Source organism: Streptomyces sp. NPDC015171 (assembly GCF_043079545.1).
In the GTDB taxonomy this organism is placed as follows: Bacteria; Actinomycetota; Actinomycetes; order Streptomycetales; family Streptomycetaceae; genus Streptomyces.
In genome coordinates this window covers 82,910-100,866 of sequence record NZ_JBIBUO010000014.1, presented here as the reverse complement: position 1 = coordinate 100,866, position 17,957 = coordinate 82,910, and the positions used below count along the sequence as shown (strand labels likewise).

16 protein-coding genes and 1 pseudogene are annotated in these 17,957 nt (G+C 72.3%); 7 read left to right on the top strand and 10 right to left on the bottom strand.

Going from position 1 to position 17,957, the window contains the following annotated elements:
* Positions 1 to 81 precede the first annotated feature (81 nt).
* Positions 82 to 873, bottom strand: coding sequence for an ABC transporter permease (locus ACF073_RS31545; RefSeq protein WP_392074840.1), 792 nt, complete (start codon positions 871 to 873; stop codon positions 82 to 84).
* Positions 870 to 1,832 carry an ATP-binding cassette domain-containing protein gene (locus ACF073_RS31540; protein WP_392074839.1) on the bottom strand — a complete coding sequence of 321 codons (963 nt, stop codon included), beginning with the start codon at positions 1,830 to 1,832 and terminating at the stop codon, positions 870 to 872. The genes ACF073_RS31545 and ACF073_RS31540 overlap by 4 nt, the downstream gene beginning before the upstream one ends.
* 204 nt (positions 1,833 to 2,036) lie before the next feature.
* Here ACF073_RS31540 and ACF073_RS31535 point away from each other — a divergent pair, with 204 nt between their 5' ends.
* Positions 2,037 to 2,771: a helix-turn-helix domain-containing protein gene (locus tag ACF073_RS31535; RefSeq protein WP_392074838.1), complete on the top strand. Its 735-nt coding sequence runs from the start codon at positions 2,037 to 2,039 to the stop codon at positions 2,769 to 2,771.
* A gap of 120 nt (positions 2,772 to 2,891) precedes the next feature.
* Here ACF073_RS31535 and ACF073_RS31530 read toward each other — a convergent pair.
* Positions 2,892 to 3,233, bottom strand: a pseudogene (locus tag ACF073_RS31530) (GNAT family N-acetyltransferase); the annotation flags it as partial.
* 40 nt (positions 3,234 to 3,273) lie between these two features.
* The gene (locus ACF073_RS31525) at positions 3,274 to 3,645 is read right to left on the bottom strand and encodes a MerR family transcriptional regulator (RefSeq protein WP_392074837.1); all 372 of its coding nucleotides are present in this window, start codon (positions 3,643 to 3,645) and stop codon (positions 3,274 to 3,276) included.
* A 60-nt stretch (positions 3,646 to 3,705) separates the two neighbouring features.
* Between ACF073_RS31525 and ACF073_RS31520 the strand changes: the two genes are divergently transcribed.
* Both ACF073_RS31520 and ACF073_RS31515 read left to right on the top strand, forming a co-directional pair.
* Complete coding sequence (locus tag ACF073_RS31520; protein WP_392074836.1) at positions 3,706 to 4,992, top strand: MFS transporter; 1,287 nt, start codon at positions 3,706 to 3,708, stop codon at positions 4,990 to 4,992.
* Positions 4,976 to 5,467: a nucleoside deaminase gene (locus ACF073_RS31515; protein ID WP_392074835.1), complete on the top strand. Its 492-nt coding sequence runs from the start codon at positions 4,976 to 4,978 to the stop codon at positions 5,465 to 5,467. The genes ACF073_RS31520 and ACF073_RS31515 overlap by 17 nt, the downstream gene beginning before the upstream one ends.
* Before the next feature lie 3 nt (positions 5,468 to 5,470).
* Here the strand turns inward: ACF073_RS31515 and ACF073_RS31510 are convergent, their stop codons facing one another.
* Together ACF073_RS31510 and ACF073_RS31505 are read right to left on the bottom strand one after the other, a co-directional pair.
* Positions 5,471 to 6,325, bottom strand: coding sequence for a GNAT family N-acetyltransferase (locus ACF073_RS31510; protein ID WP_392074834.1), 855 nt, complete (start codon positions 6,323 to 6,325; stop codon positions 5,471 to 5,473).
* Between the two features lie 206 nt (positions 6,326 to 6,531).
* Positions 6,532 to 7,236, bottom strand: a complete 705-nt coding sequence (locus ACF073_RS31505) for a chaplin (RefSeq protein WP_392074833.1) — start codon at positions 7,234 to 7,236, stop codon at positions 6,532 to 6,534.
* A 284-nt stretch (positions 7,237 to 7,520) separates the two neighbouring features.
* Here ACF073_RS31505 and ACF073_RS31500 point away from each other — a divergent pair, with 284 nt between their 5' ends.
* Positions 7,521 to 9,125 carry an alpha/beta hydrolase gene (locus tag ACF073_RS31500; protein ID WP_392074832.1) on the top strand — a complete coding sequence of 535 codons (1,605 nt, stop codon included), beginning with the start codon at positions 7,521 to 7,523 and terminating at the stop codon, positions 9,123 to 9,125.
* A gap of 272 nt (positions 9,126 to 9,397) precedes the next feature.
* Positions 9,398 to 9,922 carry a DUF4232 domain-containing protein gene (locus ACF073_RS31495; RefSeq protein WP_392074831.1) on the top strand — a complete coding sequence of 175 codons (525 nt, stop codon included), beginning with the start codon at positions 9,398 to 9,400 and terminating at the stop codon, positions 9,920 to 9,922.
* A gap of 33 nt (positions 9,923 to 9,955) precedes the next feature.
* On the opposite strand, the gene asnB is transcribed toward ACF073_RS31495, so the two are convergent.
* Both asnB and ACF073_RS31485 read right to left on the bottom strand, forming a co-directional pair.
* Complete coding sequence (gene asnB / locus ACF073_RS31490; protein WP_392074830.1) at positions 9,956 to 11,797, bottom strand: asparagine synthase (glutamine-hydrolyzing); 1,842 nt, start codon at positions 11,795 to 11,797, stop codon at positions 9,956 to 9,958.
* Positions 11,798 to 12,074: 277 nt separating this feature from the next.
* Positions 12,075 to 12,854, bottom strand: coding sequence for an alpha/beta fold hydrolase (locus tag ACF073_RS31485; RefSeq protein WP_392074829.1), 780 nt, complete (start codon positions 12,852 to 12,854; stop codon positions 12,075 to 12,077).
* Between the two features lie 169 nt (positions 12,855 to 13,023).
* Between ACF073_RS31485 and ACF073_RS31480 the strand changes: the two genes are divergently transcribed.
* Positions 13,024 to 14,118: a chemotaxis protein gene (locus tag ACF073_RS31480; RefSeq protein ID WP_392074828.1), complete on the top strand. Its 1,095-nt coding sequence runs from the start codon at positions 13,024 to 13,026 to the stop codon at positions 14,116 to 14,118.
* 80 nt (positions 14,119 to 14,198) lie between these two features.
* A complete protein-coding gene (locus ACF073_RS31475) occupies positions 14,199 to 15,224 on the top strand; it encodes a Gfo/Idh/MocA family protein (RefSeq protein ID WP_392074827.1) in 1,026 nt (341 codons plus the stop codon).
* On the opposite strand, the gene ACF073_RS31470 is transcribed toward ACF073_RS31475, so the two are convergent.
* Positions 15,214 to 17,238, bottom strand: a complete 2,025-nt coding sequence (locus ACF073_RS31470) for a phosphocholine-specific phospholipase C (RefSeq protein ID WP_392074826.1) — start codon at positions 17,236 to 17,238, stop codon at positions 15,214 to 15,216. The genes ACF073_RS31475 and ACF073_RS31470 overlap by 11 nt on opposite strands.
* Before the next feature lie 150 nt (positions 17,239 to 17,388).
* Positions 17,389 to 17,802, bottom strand: a complete 414-nt coding sequence (locus ACF073_RS31465) for an SsgA family sporulation/cell division regulator (RefSeq protein WP_392074825.1) — start codon at positions 17,800 to 17,802, stop codon at positions 17,389 to 17,391.
* Positions 17,803 to 17,957 lie beyond the last annotated feature (155 nt).

Below are 17,957 nucleotides of genomic sequence, written 5' to 3'. Positions count from 1 at the left end.
CGTCACAGAGCTCGGTGGCCCGTGGCCATCAATGGACGCTCGCGTCGGCGTGCTGCTGCTGGTCACCGGCAACCAAGCCGCTCACCGGGTCGGCTCGCGGTTGTAGAGCTTCTTGGCCCACAGGTAGCCGCCCAGGGCGATCAGGGCACACCAGCCGACGGCGAGCATCGCGTTGTTGCCGATCGGGGTGCCCATCAGCAGCCCGCGCAGGGTCTCGATGAACGGGGTGAACGGCTGGTAGTCGGCGAACCATTTGAGCCCGGCGGGCATCGAGTCGGTGGGGACGAATCCGCTGCCCATCATCGGCAGGATCATCAGTGGCGTCAGCATGTTGCTCGCGGCCGCGACGCTCTTGGCCGCCGTGGCGAGCGCGACCGCCAGCCAGGTGAGCGCGAAGATGATCAGCACGAGCACGCCGATCACGCCGAGCCATTCACCGAAGTCCGCGGTGGGCTCGAAGCCCACCAGCAGTGCGACGCCGGTGACGATGGCCATGCTCAGCAGGGTCTGCGCCAGGCTGCCCAGCACGTGGCCGGTGAGCACCGAGACCCGGGCGATGGCCATGGTGCGGAACCGGGCGACGATGCCCTCGGTCATGTCGATGGCCACCGAGATCGCGGTGCCCTGGGCCGCGGTGGCCGCGGTCATCAGGATGACACCCGGGACGACATAGTTCACGTACGTGTCCCGGCCGCCCGACGGCCCGCCGAGGCCGCTGCCGAGGATGCCGCCGAGGACGTAGACGAACAGCAGCAGGAAGACCACCGGGACCCCGGCGGCAGTGAGGGTGAGCGTCGGGTAGCGCAGCATGTGCCGCAACTGGCGGCGCAGCATGGTCGCCGAGTCGGTGAAGGCGTGGATGGCGGTGCTCATCGGGCGGGCTCCTGTTCCGCGACGGCGTTGCCCGTCAGCGCGAAGAAGACGTCGTCGAGATCGGGGGTGTGGACCTGGAGTTCGTCCACGGTGAGCGAGGCGCGGTCGAGCCAGTCGAGGACTGCGCGCAACGACTGGACGTCGCCCTGGCTGGCGACCTGCAGAGTGAGTGCCTCATCGTTGCGGGACACCACGTCCAGGGTCTGCGCCGCGTAGTCGTGGCCGCGTGCGTCGGTGAACCGCAGGGTGATGTGGCCGCCGCCGACCTGCCGCTTGAGTTCCTCCGCCGTGCCCTGGGCGACGAGCTTTCCCTGGTGCAGCACCGCGATCCGGTCGGCAAGCTGGTCGGCCTCCTCTAGGTACTGGGTGGTGAGGAAGATCGTGACGCCTTCGTCGGCCACCAGCTCGCGGATGATCTCCCACATTGTCCGCCTGCTGCGCGGGTCGAGGCCGGTGGTCGGCTCGTCGAGGAAGATCACCCCGGGCCGGCCGACCAGCGTCATCGCGAGGTCCAGGCGGCGGCGCATCCCACCGGAATACATCACCGCAGGCTTGCGGGCCGCGTCCACCAGGTCGAACCGCGCCAGCAGGTCGGCGGCGCACTGCCGTCGTTCCCGGCGGGGCAGGTGGTGCAGGTCAGCCATCAGCAGCAGGTTCTCCTCGCCGGTGAGGAATCCGTCAACCGCGGAGAACTGGCCGGTGACGCCGATCGCGGCACGGACCGCGTCCGGATCCCGGACCACGTCGTGGCCGGCGACCCGCATCTCCCCGGCGTCGGCACGGATGAGCGTGGACAGGATCTGCACCATGGTGGTCTTGCCCGCGCCGTTCGGGCCGAGCAGCGCGAAGACCGATCCTGCGGGGATGTCGAGGTCGATGCCGCTCAGCACCACGTGGTCGCCGTACGCCTTGCGTACTGCGGTCGCCGTGAGCGCGGGGTGATCGAGGTCGGTGGGCATGGGTTGCACTTCCGTCGATGAGCTCCGGACCTTCACAGTTCTGCAAAAATTACGTTGCATGCATTAATTGGTCAATCGTGTTTGTGTGAAGCAACGGAGTATTCCCAGGTGAGTGAGCTAAATCGTTGCATGAACCATGTCGACTAATGCAACGGTCTGCGTTGCATTAAGCTGGCTCCGACGACAACAGCGGAGGACACCCCGATGCCCGGTGACAGACTCACCCTCCAGGACCGTCGGCAGATCGCCACAGGACTGCGCGAGGGACTGACCTACGCCGCCATCGGCCGCCGCATCGGGCGGCCGACCTCGACCGTCACCCGCGAGGTGGTACGCAACGGTGGGCCACGCGGCTATCACGCCGAGGCGGCCCACGAAGCCGGCACCCGACACGCACGTCAGCGCAGGACCACTGCGCTGACAACCTCACCGGGAAGGGCCGACCTCGGCGGACGCGATCCACGGGTCGTGGACGAGGTGGGCGCGCAGAGCGTGGAACTGATGATTCAGGCCGGGCTGCCGCAGTTGATGGCCAAGGTGCTCGCCTCGCTCTTCACCACCGACAGCGGCAGCCTCACCTCCGCGGAACTCGTGCGGCGCCTGCACGTCAGCCCCGCCTCCATCTCCAAGGCCATCGGCTACTTGGAAACCCAGGCACTCATCACACGCGAACGCGACCCCCGCAGTCGCGCCGAACGCTATGTCGTCGAAGACGACATGGTGTTCCAATCCGTCATGGCCAGCGCGCGCAACCAAACCCAGATTGCCGAGGCTTGCGCCACCGGAGCCCAGAAACTCGGCGCCACCACCCCCGCCGGCGCTCGACTGGAAAACACGAGCCAGTTCCTCCTCCACGTCATGGGCGACCTGGTTCGCTCGGCCGAGTACTGGCACGAGATCTACTCCACCCTCCCTCGAAAGACCTCCGAAACCGACTGAGCGGATCATGTCGGCCTCAGGGGTCGCGTTTCACAGGTGGTCACTCATGAAAAACCCGGCCGGGCGGTCGTGCACCTGCGGCGATCATGTTTCATGAGTTGTTGCAAACAAGTGGCATTCTCCGGCCGGGGGCGCGGTGTCCCGCGCGAGTGCGGTCGCTTCCCCGATCATCAGTGTCTCCGCGGGCTCGGCCCGCAGGCCGGCGGCGAGCAGCCGGGCACCGAGGCCGGCCGGCTCGTCGTGGGCGTGGAGCTTCCGTGCGAAGTCCCGGCCGAGGCCGTGACGTACGCGGTCTGGTCGTGGATCGCCCGGTCCGCGCCCGCCGTGTCCAGAGCGGACCAGAGCACACCGTTCCAGCCCCGCGCGTCCGCGACCTGGCGCACCACGACGTCGGCCCGCTCGATCCGGGCCGCCCTCGCGCATGTCCCGGTCGTACCGGGCGAGCACCGCCGCGTGGTCCACGGCCTCACTCCAGCACCAACGGCCGGTCCCGCCAAGGCGTTCAGCGGTCGTCCGGCCGTACCGCCGCCAGATAGGCGGTGAGCCGGTCGCGGTTGCGGGCCAGGCAGTCGATGCGCGCCTGGATGCGGTCGATGTGCCCCCGCAGCAGGGCGGCCGTCTCCGCCGGCAGGCTCTCGGGGTCCGGCACGAGATGGCCGGGACCGCAGAGGTACGGCAGGATCACGCGGATCATCTCGGTGGTGAGGCCGGAGTCCAGCAGGCCGCGGATCTGCCCCACCTGCCCGACCGCCGCCTCCGGATAGCTGCGGTAGCCGTTCCCGGTCCGCTCCGGGTGGAGCAGGTGCTGCTCCTCGTAGTAGCGCAGCAGCCGGGTGGGGACGCCCGTACGCCGCGACAGCTCACCGATCCGCATGGCCGCCTTCCCGGTCCGCGCTTGACCTTCACACTGATGTCAGGCTTCGACCATGCTCCCATGACCCAGACCTCCCAGGTCGAGGGCGGCCCCCTGCCGTGGTCGGGGCTGCTGGCCCTGTCCTGCGCCGCGTTCACCGCCGTCCTGACCGAACTCCTCCCGGCGGGCCTGCTGCCCGCGATGGCGGCCCCGCTGGGCGTCGCCGAGTCCCGGATCGGTTTCCTCGTCACCGCGTACGCCGCCGCCTCCTTCGTGGCGGCGATCCCGGTCACGGCGGCCCTGCGCGGGCTGCCCCGGCGGGCGGTGCTGTGCGGTGCGCTGCTGGGGTTCGCCGTCAGCGACGCCCTGGTCGCGCTGTCGTCGTCGTACCCGCTGACCGTCGCGGCCCGGCTGCTGGCCGGAGCGACGGGCGGCACGCTGTGGGCGATGCTCGCCGGGTACGCGGCCCGGATGGTGCCGGCCGGGCGGCGCGGCCGGGCGATCGCGGTGGTGCTGGCCGGCATCACGCTGGCCCTGGCGGTGGGGGTGCCCTCCGGGACCGCGCTGGCCGGTGCCGTGGGCTGGCGGGCCGCGTTCGGGGCGCTGGCCGTCTTCGCGGTGCTGCTCGTGGGCTGGGTGCGGCTCCGGGTGCCCGGCTTCCCGGGCGAGCCGCCGCACGCCCGGGCGCCGCTGCGGCGCGTCGCGGTACGGCCCGGGATCCGTCCGGTGCTGTCGGTGACCCTGTTCCTGCTGCTGGGCCACCAGGTGATGTACACCTATCTCGCGCCCTTCGCCGCGCGGGCCGGCTACGGCCGTCCGGGCGTGCTGCTCGCGGTGTTCGGGACTGCCACGGTGGCCGGGATCTGGCTCACCGGTGTGCTGGTCGACCGGCATCCGCGCCCCACGCTGCTCGGGGCGCTCGCGCTGGTCGCGGCGGTGCTGACGGCGCTGGGCGCGGCGGCCGGGGTGCCCTGGCTGCTGCCCGTGGCGGTCGCGCTGTGGGGCGCGGCCTTCGGCGGGGCGCCCACGCTGATCCAGACCGCGCTGGTCGACGCGGCGGGGCCCGCCGACGCCGATGTGGCGACCTCGTTGCAGACCACGGTGTACAACGCGGGCATCGCGGCCGGTTCGCTCACCGGCGGTCTGGCGCTGGACGCGCTCGGCGCCGGGGCGCTGCCCTGGACCGCGCTCCCGCCGGTCCTGCTGGCGCTCGCGACGGTCGCGGCGGGGCGCCGGTACGCCTTCCCGGCCCGCCGGCCCGCCGCCGCCCCCGAGGCGGACGCGGTGGCCGCACCGGCCGGAGTCGCCGTGGCGTGCGCGGCCGGAGATGATGCCGTCAGGAGGTGGGCCCATGGTGCGGGAGAGTGAGCTGCCGTATCTGCGGCGCTGTGTGGAGCTGGCGGCGGAGGCGCTCGACGCGGGTGACGCGCCCTTCGGGTCGGTGCTGGTGGCCGGGGACGGCACGGTGCTGGCGGAGGAGCGCAACCGGGTGGTGAGCGGGGACGGCACCCGGCATCCGGAGTTCGACCTGGCCCGCTGGTCGGGCGCCCGTCTCACCCCCGAGGAGCGGGCGGCGGCCACCGTCTACACCTCGGGCGAGCACTGCCCGATGTGCGCGGCGGCCCACGCCTGGGTGGGGCTCGGCCGGATCGTGTACATCGCCTCGTCCCGGCAGCTCGCTTCCTGGCTCGACGAGTTGGGGGCACCCCCGCCGCCCGTGCGCACGCTGTCCGTGCGGGAGGTCGCGCCGGGCGTGACGGTGGAGGGACCGGTGGCGGAGCTGGCGGACGACGTACGCGAACTGCACCGCCTCTTCCACCTCAAGCACGGTCCCCCCGTCTGAGGATCAGCCGAGTTCGAGCGTGGTGACGCCGAACACCCGCTCCGCCGCGTGCGCGCGCACCGGGCCCGTGTACATGCGCGCGGTCTCGAAGGAGGGCCGGAATCCGGCCGCTTCGGCGAGGGCGACGCCGGCCGTGTTCGGCTCGGGCACGTCGATCGCGACCTCGTGGCCGGCCACGTCGGCGGTGAGGGAGGCGAAGAGCGCCCGGGCGTCGTCCGCGGTGTCCGCGAAGAGGGGACCGATGCGCAGCGTGTCGTGGCCGGGCCGGATCACGCCGTAGCCGGTCAGGCGCCCGCCGTCCTCGCGGACCACGGCGCGGTGGCCGGGGCCGGTGAGCCACGCGGCGAGGAACCGCGGGCGGTCGGCGGGCCGGCAGGCGCTGTCGTAGGCGGTGAGCGCGGCCAGGTCGGCGGGCCCGGCCGGGCGGGTCCCGGCGGGTGTGCCGCTCTCGGGGGCGGTGCCGGTGAAGCGGATGGTGCGGTGGGCGAGCCGGAAGCCGGACTGCCGGTAGTTGTCCTGCTGGGCGACGACTCCGTCGAGGCCGACGGTCCGGTTCCCGGCGTGCGCCAGGGCGGTCTTCCAGGTGGTCAGGCCGTGCCCCTGGCCGCGCAGGTCGGGCCGGACGAGGTAGCAGCCGAGGAAGGCGTGGTCGGGGCCGTAGTTGACGACGGAGACGGCGGAGACCGGTTCTCCGTCGATCCGGCCGAGGAAGAACCCGTCGGGGTCCTGGGCGAAGAACGCGGGTCCGTCGGACAGCCCCGGATTCCAGCCCTCCGCCGCCGCCCACCCGCTGATCACCGGCCAGTCGGCGAGGGTGGCCTGGGTGACGACGAGGTCGTGGGGGGCCGCAGAGGTCATCGGTGCGCTCCATGTCCGTGGGGTCGGGCTGTCGGACGGCACGGCTTTCGGCCGGGCCGCCCGCAGCATCCTTCCGGATCAACTGGGGCCGCGCCACGGGGAGATCGGCCGATGCGCACCGGCCGCCCCGGCCCGCCGCCGGCCGGGGCGGGCGGACGGCACGGCCCCACCGGGTCGGCGGCCGGTGGGGCCCTGCGGGCTGCGGGTCAGCGCACGCGGCCCGGGCGGAAGCGGCGGTACAGGGTCGCGCCCGCCACGAGGAGGACCGCGCCTCCGGCGGCGGTGGGGACCGTGAGGTCCGCTCCGGTGTGGGCCAGCGAGGCGGCCGCGGGGCCCGGGTGGGACCGGATGTGCGCCGGGGGCTTCGCGGCCCGTGGCCTGGGCGCCGGGATGTGCCGGCTGGGCTCGTCGGGGCCGTTGACCGACTCGTTGCCGACGGCCGGGTTGCCCACACCGACCACGTTGACGCTGTTCCCGGTGATGTTCACCGGCACGTCGACGGGGAGCTGGAGGCTGTTGCCCGAGAGCAGTCCGGGCGAGCCCTCGGCACCGCCGCGCGCGGAAGCGCCGCCGGACGCGGACGATCCGCCCGACTTGCCCGACCCGCCGGCCTTCGCCGACCCGCCGGACTTCACCGCGCCACCGGACTTGCCCCCGCTCCTGTTCGCGCAGGCGTTGCCCATGGCGGGGTTGAGCAGCCCCACGACGTTCGCCGTGTTGCCGCAGATGTTCACCGGCACGTTCACCGGGACCTGGATGTCGTTGCCCGAGGCCAGCCCGGGCGAGCCGGCCGCCGCGCCGTGGGCGTCGGCCCCGCCGGCCGCGAAGGCGGCGGACACCGGGAGCGCCACGGCCATCGCGCCGGACATGGCGGCGACGGCGATCACACCGTTTCGGGTTGCCCGTCTCATAGGTTCCCTGCCTTCCAGATGTCGTCGCGGGCAGTCACCCGCACCCCATAGAACGCAGGCGAACCATCAGAGTTATGGCTAATCGGTCTTCCACCCCATCGAGCGACACTGGTATCGAACCGCACGTAAAGCCATCGAAAGATCATCAACAGGGAATGAAAGGGGCGAATCCTACGGCAGCGAGTGGCGCCCCGCTCGCCGGGAGGCGGGTCGGCCGGGGCCCGCTTAGGGTGAGCCGCAGGGCGCTGACCCCGGCCCGCTGCGGGCGCCCCGGGAGGCTATCCATGCTGGCCATGCTGTGCACGCGGCCCGTCGTGCGACGCTGTGCGGGCGCCTCGGCACTCGCCCTGGCGCTGCTCGGAGCCGGGCTGCCCGCATCCGCCGCCGGCCCGCCGCAGCCCGACCTGTCCCGCTTCTACGGGCAGCGGGCGAGCTGGTCCTCCTGCCAGGGCGCGGACATGCCGAAGGACCTCCAGTGCACGAAGGTCACCGTGCCGATCGACTACGCCAGGCCGAACGCGGGCACCCTCGCCGTCGCCCTGGCCCGCTACCGCGCCACGGGGACGTCACGCGGCTCGGTGCTGCTGAACTTCGGCGGCCCCGGCGGTGCCGGCATCCCCGAGCTGGCCGCCGGCGGCAAGGACTTCATGGACCTGACCAACGGCTACGACGTGGTCACCTTCGATCCGCGCGGTGTCGGCCGGTCCTCCCCCGTGAGCTGCGGCGACGGCGGTGACGACGCCTCCGCCGCGACGGACGACGAGGCCGACATCAGCCGGCCCCAGGCGCTGTTCAAGCAGCTCCAGCGCGCCTCCGACCAGTGCGCCCGGAATTCCGGTCCGGTACTCGCCCACATCGGCACCGTGAACGCCTCCCGCGATCTGGACGTCATCCGCCAGGCGCTCGGCGACGACAAGCTCAACTATCTCGGCTTCTCCTACGGCACCCGGCTCGGCGCGGTGTACGCGGCGCAGTTCCCGGACAAGGTCGGCCGGATCGCCCTCGACGGCGTGGACACCCTGACCGAGTCGCTCGCCGAGCAGGGGGTGGCGGGCGCCGAGGGGCAGCAGACGGCACTCGAAGACTTCCTGGACTGGTGTGCGACCGATGTCGGATGCCCGTTCGGGCAGGACCGGCGCACCGCCGGGGACGAGGTGGTCCGGCTGATCCGCTCGCTCGACGAGAACCCGGTGCCCACGGACTTCGGCGGCTCGTTCTCGGGCCAGGACCTGGTCGGCGCCCTGGGGCAGGCCCTCTACAGCAAGGACCTGTGGCCCTCCCTGGAGCGCGCGCTGGTCTCGCTGACCGAGGACGGCGACACCCGGCGCGTCCTGGCCTTCGCCACGGGCGGCATCGCCCTGCCCGGCGGGGCGCAGGGCGCGGACGGGGCGAAGGCCGACACCGAGCGCGTCCCGGCGGACAACCTGCCGGCCGCGCTGATGGCGATCAACTGCGCGGACGACCCCGACCGGCCGGCCGCTGCGCAGCTCACCAGGGACCTGACGAAGCTGCGTGCCGCCTACGAGCAGGCGTCGCCGGTCTTCGGCCGCTACCGACTCACCCAGCTGCTGATGTGCTACGGCCGCCCCAAGGGCACCGACTTCATCCGCGACCGGGTCAAGAACCTGCACTCCGCGAAGATGCTGCTCGTGGGCACGCGCGGGGACCCGGCGACGCCGTACCGGTGGACCGTGGAGACGGCCCGCAGGCTCGGCCCGTCGGCGGTGGTGCTCGACAACAAGGGCGTGGGCCACACCGGGTACTCCTCCTCCCGGTGCGTGCACCGCAAGGTCGACGACTTCCTGCTCTACGGCTCGCTGCCGCCGAGCGGCAGCTCCTGCCCGGCAGACGCGGCCGCCGAGGACACCGCCCCGGACAGCACCGCCTGACCGCGGCGCACACCGCCGGCCGGCGAGCCCCGTACCGCCGTCCGGCCGGCCCGCGCGACCGTACGGCGGTCCCGCACGGCGATCCCGCACGGCTCCGTGCGATCCCGCACGGCTCCGTGCGGTCCCGTACGGCTCCGTGCGGCGACACCGGTGACGCATCCGGGTAACAGGCGCGAATCAGGGCAACCTCCTGGCCGTCCCGGTCGTCACACTGGGCAGGCGCCGCTCCGGCCGCCGCATCCCGTACGTGACCACGACAGGGGGACACCCTCATGCGCATCCGCGCCGCCATCGTCGTACCCGCCGCCTCGGCAGCCGTGGCGGGCCTGCTGCTGACCGCGCCGCAGAGCCAGGCCGCCACCGGCCACCAGCGGGCCGTTCCCTGTGCCGACAAGTCGCTGACGGTCCGGGCGAAGGCCGCGGCAGGCGACCCGGCCGTCCTGCGGGTCAGTGTCACCAACCCGGGCACCCGCGCCTGCGTCGTCGACCAGGTGCCCACGGTGACCTTCGGGGACCTGGACGGGGCCGCGCTGCCCGTGCCCGAGGGCGGCACGGGCACCTACCGGCTCGCGGCGGGCGGCACCGCCTACGCCGACGTCCGGACCATCGCCGACCCGGCGGACCCCGAGGCCCGCCGGGTGGACGCGGTCACGGTGGCGGCGTCCGCGGCGCACCGGGGCCGCTCCTTCACCGCCGCACAGCTCGGCACCGGCCGGCAGGTTCTCGTCTGGGAGCCGGTGACCACGTGGTGGCAGCCGTCCGCCGCGGCCGCCGACCGGGCCGTCGGGCTCGGCTGACCACCCGCCGGGGCGGGTGGCCGGCCGGGCGGCTCAGTCGAGCACCAGCTCGGGCGAGTAGAGGTCCAGCCACCCCGCGAGGTCCAGGGTGCGTTCCAGGCCGCGCCGCGCCGCCTGGTTGCTGACCGGCTCGGTGCGCTCGGCGATCAACCGGACCCGGTCGCGGTCGATCACGTCGAAGACGGGGTGGGACGGCCGGGCCAGCACCTCCTTGACCTGCTCCTGGAGCGCGCGGGCGTACTGCGGGTCCTGCGTGGACGGGTACGGGCTCTTCACCCGGTCGTACACCGAGCGGGGCAGGACGTCCGCCGCCGCCTCCCGGAGCAGGCTCTTCTCCCGGCCGTCGAAGGACTTCAGGGCCCAGGGCGCGTTGTAGACGTACTCGACCAGCCGGTGGTCGCAGAACGGCACCCGGACCTCGAGGCCGACGGCCATGCTCATCCGGTCCTTGCGGTCGAGCAGCATCCGGACGAAGCGGGTCAGGTGCAGATAGCTCATCCGCCGCATCTGGTGCTCGAAGTCGCTCTCGCCGTCCAGCCGGTCGATGGCGCCGACCGCGTCGCGGTACCCCTGGGCCACATAGCCCTCCAGGTCGAGGGACTTGGCGAGGTCGGCGCGGAGCACGTCGGCGTCATCGCCGAAGTGCCGGCCCATGGCCACCAGCCAGGGGAAGGTGTCGGCGCGGCGTGCCTCGTCGTCGAAGAACTGGAGGTAGCCGCCGAAGACTTCGTCGGCGGACTCGCCGGACAGCGCCACCGTGGACTTCTCCCGGATGGCGCGGAAGAGCAGCAGCAGGGAGCTGTCCATGTCGCCGAGACCGGCCGGCAGGTCACGGGCCCGGATCACCTGCCTGCGCACGGCGGGGTCGGCGAGGGACTCGGAATCGAGCACGATGTCCTGGTGTTCCGTGCCGGAGAGCCGTGCCACGTCGTGCACGAACGGCGTGTCGGGGGTGCCGCGCAGTTCGTCGGCGACGAAGTGCTCGGTCTGGCCGACGAAGTCGACGGCGAAGCTGCGCACCTTCTCGCCGTGCGCGGCGAGTTGCCGGGCGGCGATCGCGGTCATGGCGGAGGAGTCGAGCCCGCCGGAGAGCAGGGTGCAGCGCGGCACGTCGGCGACCAGCTGGCGGCGCACGATGTCGTCGAGGAGCGAGCGCACGGTGGCGACGGTGGTGTCCCGGTCGTCGGTGTGCGGACGGGTCTCGAGTCGCCAGTACACACGGGTGGACAGGCCGTCGCGGTCGACGGTGACGACGGTGCCGGGCTCCACCTCGCGCATACCGTCCCAGACGGCGTGTCCGGGCGTCTTGACCATGACGAACAGCTCGCGCAGTCCGTCCAGCGTGACCCGGGGCCGGACCGCCGGATTGGCCAGGATCGCCTTGGGTTCGGAGCCGAACAGGACGCCGTCGGAGGTCGGGTAGTAGTAGAAGGGCTTGATCCCCATGCGGTCGCGGATCATCACGAGCTTGTCGTGCCGGCCGTCCCAGACGGCGAACGCGTACATGCCGTTGAGGCGCTCGGCGACCGCGTCGCCCCACTCCAGGTAGGCGTGCAGCACGACCTCGGTGTCGGAGTCGGTGGTGAACCGGTGGCCCCGGTCCGCGAGTTCCCGGCGCAGCTCGGTGAAGTTGTACGCCTCCCCGGAGTAGACCAGGGCTATGTTCCCCTCCGGGGTCCGCAGGGACATCGGCTGACGGCCGCCGGGCAGGTCGATGATGGCGAGCCGACGGTGGCCCAGGGCGGCGGGGCCCTCGCACCAGGTGCCGCGGTCGTCCGGGCCGCGGCAGGCCATCGTCTCGGTCATCGCATGCAAAGTGGTGGACTCCGCCGCCAGATCACGGTCGAAGGAGACCCATCCGGTGATGCCGCACATGCGCTACCTCCTGCCTCAGGCTGTCGGGAGATCCCTCGGTCACCTGCGGTTTTCTCGCTGACGGGAGACCGGCCGGCAAACCAGTTGTATCGAGCATCTATATGACGAGCGTCCGTCAGTTGCTCGCGCGCGTCAACGCGGCCGTAACACGAGGGGGCCGTCCGGCCCACGGTTTCGGCCGCTTTTTGCCTCAGCGAAAACCGGGCACCGGCCTGTCGCCGCGCTTTTGCCGCCAGGAACAGGCCACAGGCAAAAACTTCATCAAGCAACTCGCGCGTTACGGCTTCGCGGCCAGAAACGCGTCGAGCGCCCCGGTCAGCTCGGCCGGCCGCTCCAGCGGCAGCTCGTGCCCCGCGTTCAGAACGCGCACGACCGCGTCGGGACAGGCCTTCGCCATCCGGAGCATCTGGCGCAGCGGCAGCTGGACATCGTGGTATCCGTGCACGATCAGGGTCGGTACGGAGATCTCGCCGGCCCGGTCCAGGACGTCGAAGGCCCGCATCGCGCCGTAGAGCGTCATGACGACCTCGCGCGGGGTGGCGGCGGAGGCGCGGACATGGGCCCGGATCTCCTCGCGCGGGTAGCCGGGCGCGAAGGCCCGCCGGATGTTGGCGGCCACGAACAGCCTGAACGGCACCAGCGTGGAGGCCGCCATCAGCATGCCCCGGCCGCGGCTGTAGGTCATCCGGCCGATGGTGCCCACCAGCACCATCCGCTCCACCCGCGCGGGGTGGTCGAGGGCGATGGTCTGTGCGACCATCCCGCCCATCGAGTGGCCGACCAGCACACACCGCTCCACCCCGAGGTGGTCGAGGAGCGCGAGGACGTCCCGCGCGAGTTCGGCGATCGTCCGCACCCCGGCGCCCGTGCTCTGTCCGTGCCCGCGCAGATCGAGCCGGATCACCCGCCGCGCGGCGGAGAAGTGCGCCAGCTGGTGGTCCCAGCGGTGCCGGTCGGCGGTCCAGCCGTGCACGAACACCACGGGTGCGTCCGCCGCTCCGCGGGGGCCCTCGTCGTCGTACGCCAGCGTCGCTCCGTCGACGTCGAGCTGCGGCATGAGGGCCTCCTGGGGTGCGGCACGGTCTGGTTACTGACGAGTACGGTATCCGGCCGCGCGGTCCCGCGTCACCGGCGCCGGACGGGAATTCCCGGCGGCGGAGGGCGGTGGCGGCGAGGTCCGGATTACCCCGAATGCCGGACAGGTGAATCCGCCCTATCGTGCTGTCATGGAGCACGCACTCAGTCCCGCGACCCTTGCCGAACTGCGGCGCCCGCGCCCTTACCCGGCCGTGTCCGTGCTGACGCCGACGCACCGGCGTGAACCCGAGAAGGGCCAGGATCCGGTCCGGCTGCGCAATGTGGTGGCCGAGGCCAGAAAGCGGTTGGAATCCGATCCCTCCGTCACCCGGGAGCGCCGCGTCGACGTGGTGGCACAGCTCGACCGCGCCCTGGCGGAGGTGGATCTGGCGCACGCCGAGGACGGCCTGGTGATCTTCGCGGCGCCGGGCGAGCACCAGGTGTGGTCGCTGGCCCGCAGCGTCCCCGAGCGCGTGGTGTTCTCGGACACCTTCCTCACCCGCAATCTGGTGTCGGCCCAGGCCGCCGAGCGGCCGTTCTGGGTGCTGTCGCTCTCCGCCGACCGCATCACGCTGTGGAGCGGCGGCCCCGACCGGGTCGTCGAGGACCACTCCGGCGGCTTCCCGCTGCTGCACGTCCGGGAGAACTTCGACGCCGAGCGGCTGATGCGGATCGGCGACCAGCCGAGCACCTTCACCGACGAGGCCACGCGCCAGTACCTGCGCGAGGCGGACACCGCCATGAGCACGGTCCTGCGCGAGCAGCCCCGGCCGCTGTACGTCACCGGCACCCAGGCGGCCCTGTCGCTGCTGGAGGAGGTCGGCAGCGTCGCCAAGGCCGCCGTGCACGTCGCGCGCGGCGGGCTCGCCCACGCGGGTCCTGAGGCCGTGTGGCAGGCGCTCCGGCCGGTCCTGGAGACGGAGTCCCGCCGGGACGCCTCGTCCGTCATGGGGGAACTGACCTCGGCCCGCGGGCACAAGACCTTCGCGGCCGGGGTGGACGAGCTGTGGCAGAACGCCCGGGACGGCCGGGTCCGGCTGCTCGCCGTCGAGGAGAACTACCGCACGACCGTCCGCGACGACGGCGACCATCTCGTCCCGGCCCTCGCGGGCGACCTGGACGCCCGGGACGACATCGTGGACGAGATCGTCGAGCAGTGTCTGGAGACCGGCGCCGACGTCCGCTTCGTCCCGGACGGCGCGCTGGGCGACGCGGGCGGCATCGCGGGGGTCCTGCGGTACTGAGGCACTCCCCGGGCGGCACGGACCGCGCTCCCTGGGCGGCGTACGCTACGGCGGCATCGTCGGCGTAAGGGAGCGCGCGCATGGGTGATCTGCTGGGTGTGGCCGTGCTGGGTGCCGGACACATGGGCACGGACCATGTACGGCGCCTGGACGAAGTGGTCAGCGGCGCCCGGGTGGCCGCGGTGGCCGACCCCGATGTCGAGCGCGCGAAGGCCGCCGCGGCCGGCCTGGACGGCGTCCTGGTGCACACCGATCCGGTGGCCGTGCTGGACGCGCCGGGCGTGGCCGCCGTCCTGATCGCCTCCCCGGGACCCGCGCACGAGGAGGCAATGCTCGCCGCGTTCGAGCGGGGCCTGCCCGTGCTGTGCGAGAAGCCCATGGTGCCGGACTCCACAGGCGCGCTGCGGGTGGTGGAGGCCGAGGCACGGCTCGGCCGCAGGCTGGCGCAGATCGGCTTCATGCGGCGCTACGACAGCGAGTACGCGAAGCTCAAGGCGCTGCTGGACGGCGGCGGCCTGGGCCGCCCGCTGATGCTGCACTGCACCCATCGCAACGTCTCCTCCCCCGGCCACTTCACCAGCGCCATGCTGATCAACAGCTCGGTCTCGCACGAGATCGACGCGGCCCGCTGGCTGCTCGACCAGGAGCTGACCGCGGTCACCGTGCTGCGGCCCACGCCGTCCGCCGGCGCCCCCGAGGGCCTGCTCGACCCGCAGTTCGTGCTGTTCGAGACCGAGCGGGGCGCCCTGGTGGACGTGGAGGTCTTCGTGAACTGCGGCTTCGGCTACCAGGTGCGCTGCGAGGCGGTGTGCGAGGCGGGCAGTGCGCGGATCGGCGACGAGCGCACCATGGTGGTCAGCACCGCGGGCAGCGCCCGCGAGGCGGTCGCGCAGGACTATCTCGTGCGCTTCGCCGACGCCTATGACCGCGAGGTGCAGGCGTGGGTCGACGCGACCCGGCGCGGCGAGGTCACCGGCCCGACCGTATGGGACGGGTACGCGGCCTCGGCCGTCGCCGAGGCGGGGGTCCGGGCGCTGGAGACCGGCGGCCGGGTCGCCGTCGAACTGGCCCCGCGCCCGGACCTGTACGCCCGGGTCAGCCGCTGACGCTCGCCGCGCCCGTCTCCAGGTGCCCGGTGAACCGGCGCGACCAGGCCGCGTCGGAGTCGACGGTCACCGTGAAGTCGTACCAGCCGTTCTGGTACGCGACGGCGTTGAAGTAGTCCTCCTTCGAGGCACCCGCGGCGACGGTGTACGTCCAGGGTCCGTCGGTGCGGTACTGGTTGGAGGTGATGGTGAACTTCACCGCCGACGCGCCGGAGTTGGTCATCTTGAAGTAGACGGCCGGCTTGCCCGTGCCGGGCTCCACGGCGTACCTGGAGCTCACCTCGGCCGTCCTGCCCGCCGCGTTCGCGTCGCCGCGGAAGCGGCGCAGGAAGCGGTTGGGGCCGACCATGCTCAGGTCGTACTTGCCGGCGCCGGCGCCCAGGCCGATGTTGAAGTAGTCGGAGGCGGTGCCGCCCGCCTCGACCGTGTACTGGTAGGGCGTGCTGTCCCGGTAGGCGTTGGGGTGGAGGGAGAAGTGCGCCGCCCGGGAGGCCGGGGCGCCCTGGTTGGTCATCGTGAACCAGGCGAGGATCTTGCCGGCGGCCCCGAACTCCAGGTGGTCGAGGTAGCCGTTCGGCTGGTACGGCAGCGCGCGGGCCGGGCGGGTGCCGGGCTCCTGGGCGGGCAGCGCGTTGTTCGCCGGCACCGGGTTGGGCAGCGGGCCGCAGGTGCCGATGCCGAGGACGCCCGTCGCGGGCAGCGTGACCGGGCCGAGGACCGGGTGGGCGAAGTCGAAGACGCCGGTCAGGTCGCCGCTCACCGTGCGCCGCCAGTCGCTGATGTTGGGGCACTTGGCGGGCTTGCCGATCGCCGCCGTCCAGGTCTCCAGGAAGCGCAGCACCGAGGTGTGCTCGAAGACCTCCGAGGAGACCCAGCCGCCCCGGGTCCAGGGCGAGACGACGAGCATCGGCACGCGGAAGCCGAAGCCGTACGGCACCCCGTTGAGGAACTCCCCCGCGGTGCCGGCGGGCGGCGCGGGCGGCGGCACGTGGTCGAAGAAGCCGTCGTTCTCGTCGTAGTTGAGGAACAGGACGGTCGAGTCGAAGACGTCCTGGTCGGCGGCGAGGGCCTGGTACACCAGGCTGATGAAGTGGGCGCCGTCGCCGGGCGGGGCGTAGGGGTGCTCGGAGAACGCCTGGTTCGGGACGACCCAGGAGACCTGCGGCAGGGTGCCCGCGAGGACGTCGGCCTTGATGGCGGCGGCGATGTCGTCCGGGGTCGAGCCGGTCGCCTTCGGCACGGAGGACATGCCCCGGTCGTACAGCGGGTCGCCCGGCGCCGCGGTCGCGAACTTCTTGAAGTAGGCGCAGCCGTTGTCGCCGTAGTTGTCCTGCGCGTTCTGGTAGACCTTCCAGGTCACCCCGGCGGCCTGCAGCGCCTCGGCGTAGTTCTGCCAGGTCAGGCCGGACTCGTCACCGCCGTCGTAGCTGGCGGCGTCGACCTTGCCGCTCCACAGGTAGGTCCGGTTGGGGCCGGTCGCGCTGAGCGTGGAGCAGAAATAGGCGTCGCAGATGGTGTAGTTGTCGGCGAGCGCGTAATGGAACGGGATGTCGGAGCGGTCCAGATAGCCGAGCGAGCGGACGTTGCCCACGCCCGACACCCAGTTGTCCATACGGCCCTTGTTCCACGCTGAGTGCTGCGAGGACCAGGAGTGGGGCAGGTCGCCGCTGCACTGGGCCAGGGTCTCGCCGTCCTTGCCGCCCGCGTCCGGGGTCGCGCTGAGCTTCCACGGGTACTGGCGGCCGGGCCCGTTGGGCTGGTTGAAGACCGAGTAGCCGCCGCTCAGGGTGATACCGCTGCGGTCGTCGAAGCCGCGTACGCCCCTGAGACGGCCGAAGTAATGGTCGAAGCTGCGGTTCTCCTGCATCAGGACCACCACGTGCTTCACGTCCTTGATCGTGCCGGTCGCCGTGGTGGCAGCGGCAGCCGTGGTGCGCGTGCCGGTGCCCAGCGCCACACCCGCCGCCACGGAAGCGCCGAGCCCCACGAAGCCTCTTCGGCTGATCGGTGTCATTCGCCTCGTCCTCGTCCCCGGTGCGCCCCTGCGGTACACCGCGCGCCAGGGTGCACGCGGTGGCCGTCGGGGGCCATACCCGTGCGGTGAGTCGAAGATGAACATAGGACAAAGTCGTGTCCGTGCGCCCCGCCGCCCCCCGCGACCTGCTCACACCCCGCCGAACAGGGAGCTGAGCCCCCGCTCCACCACCTGCGCCACGTCCTCCTGTCCGCACGCCACCAGCTCGTACGTGCGCACCAGGAAGCGGCGCAGCGCCGCGGCCGGGAACAGCAGCAGGGCCATGCCGTGCGGCGAGTGGAACTCCAGTACGGTCCGGGTGCGGCCGTACGGCCATATCTGTACGTCCCCGTGGCCGGCCGGGGCCCGCAGCCCCTGGTCGAGCAGGGCGCGGGCGAAGGTCCAGGTGACCTCCTCGCCGTGCAGCGCGGCCTCGGCCGGGAAGTCGAGGAAGACGGCGAGGGGGTCGTCCGCGGTGTAGCGCAGGGTGACCGACACCGGGACCTCCTGGTCCTCGGCGGTGATGAGCCTGGCCTGGGCGAGCTGTGCGACGGTGATGTCCATGTCTTTAAGGAGTACGCAAGGGCCCCTCGCATGCCGCCAATTCCGGTCAGAGTTCGACAGGTACCGGCCGCCGTGCAGCATATGTGAACTGGGAAACGTCGAACATTCGCGTGAACGCCACATACAGGCGCCCCGGCCGACTCAACTCGCGTAAG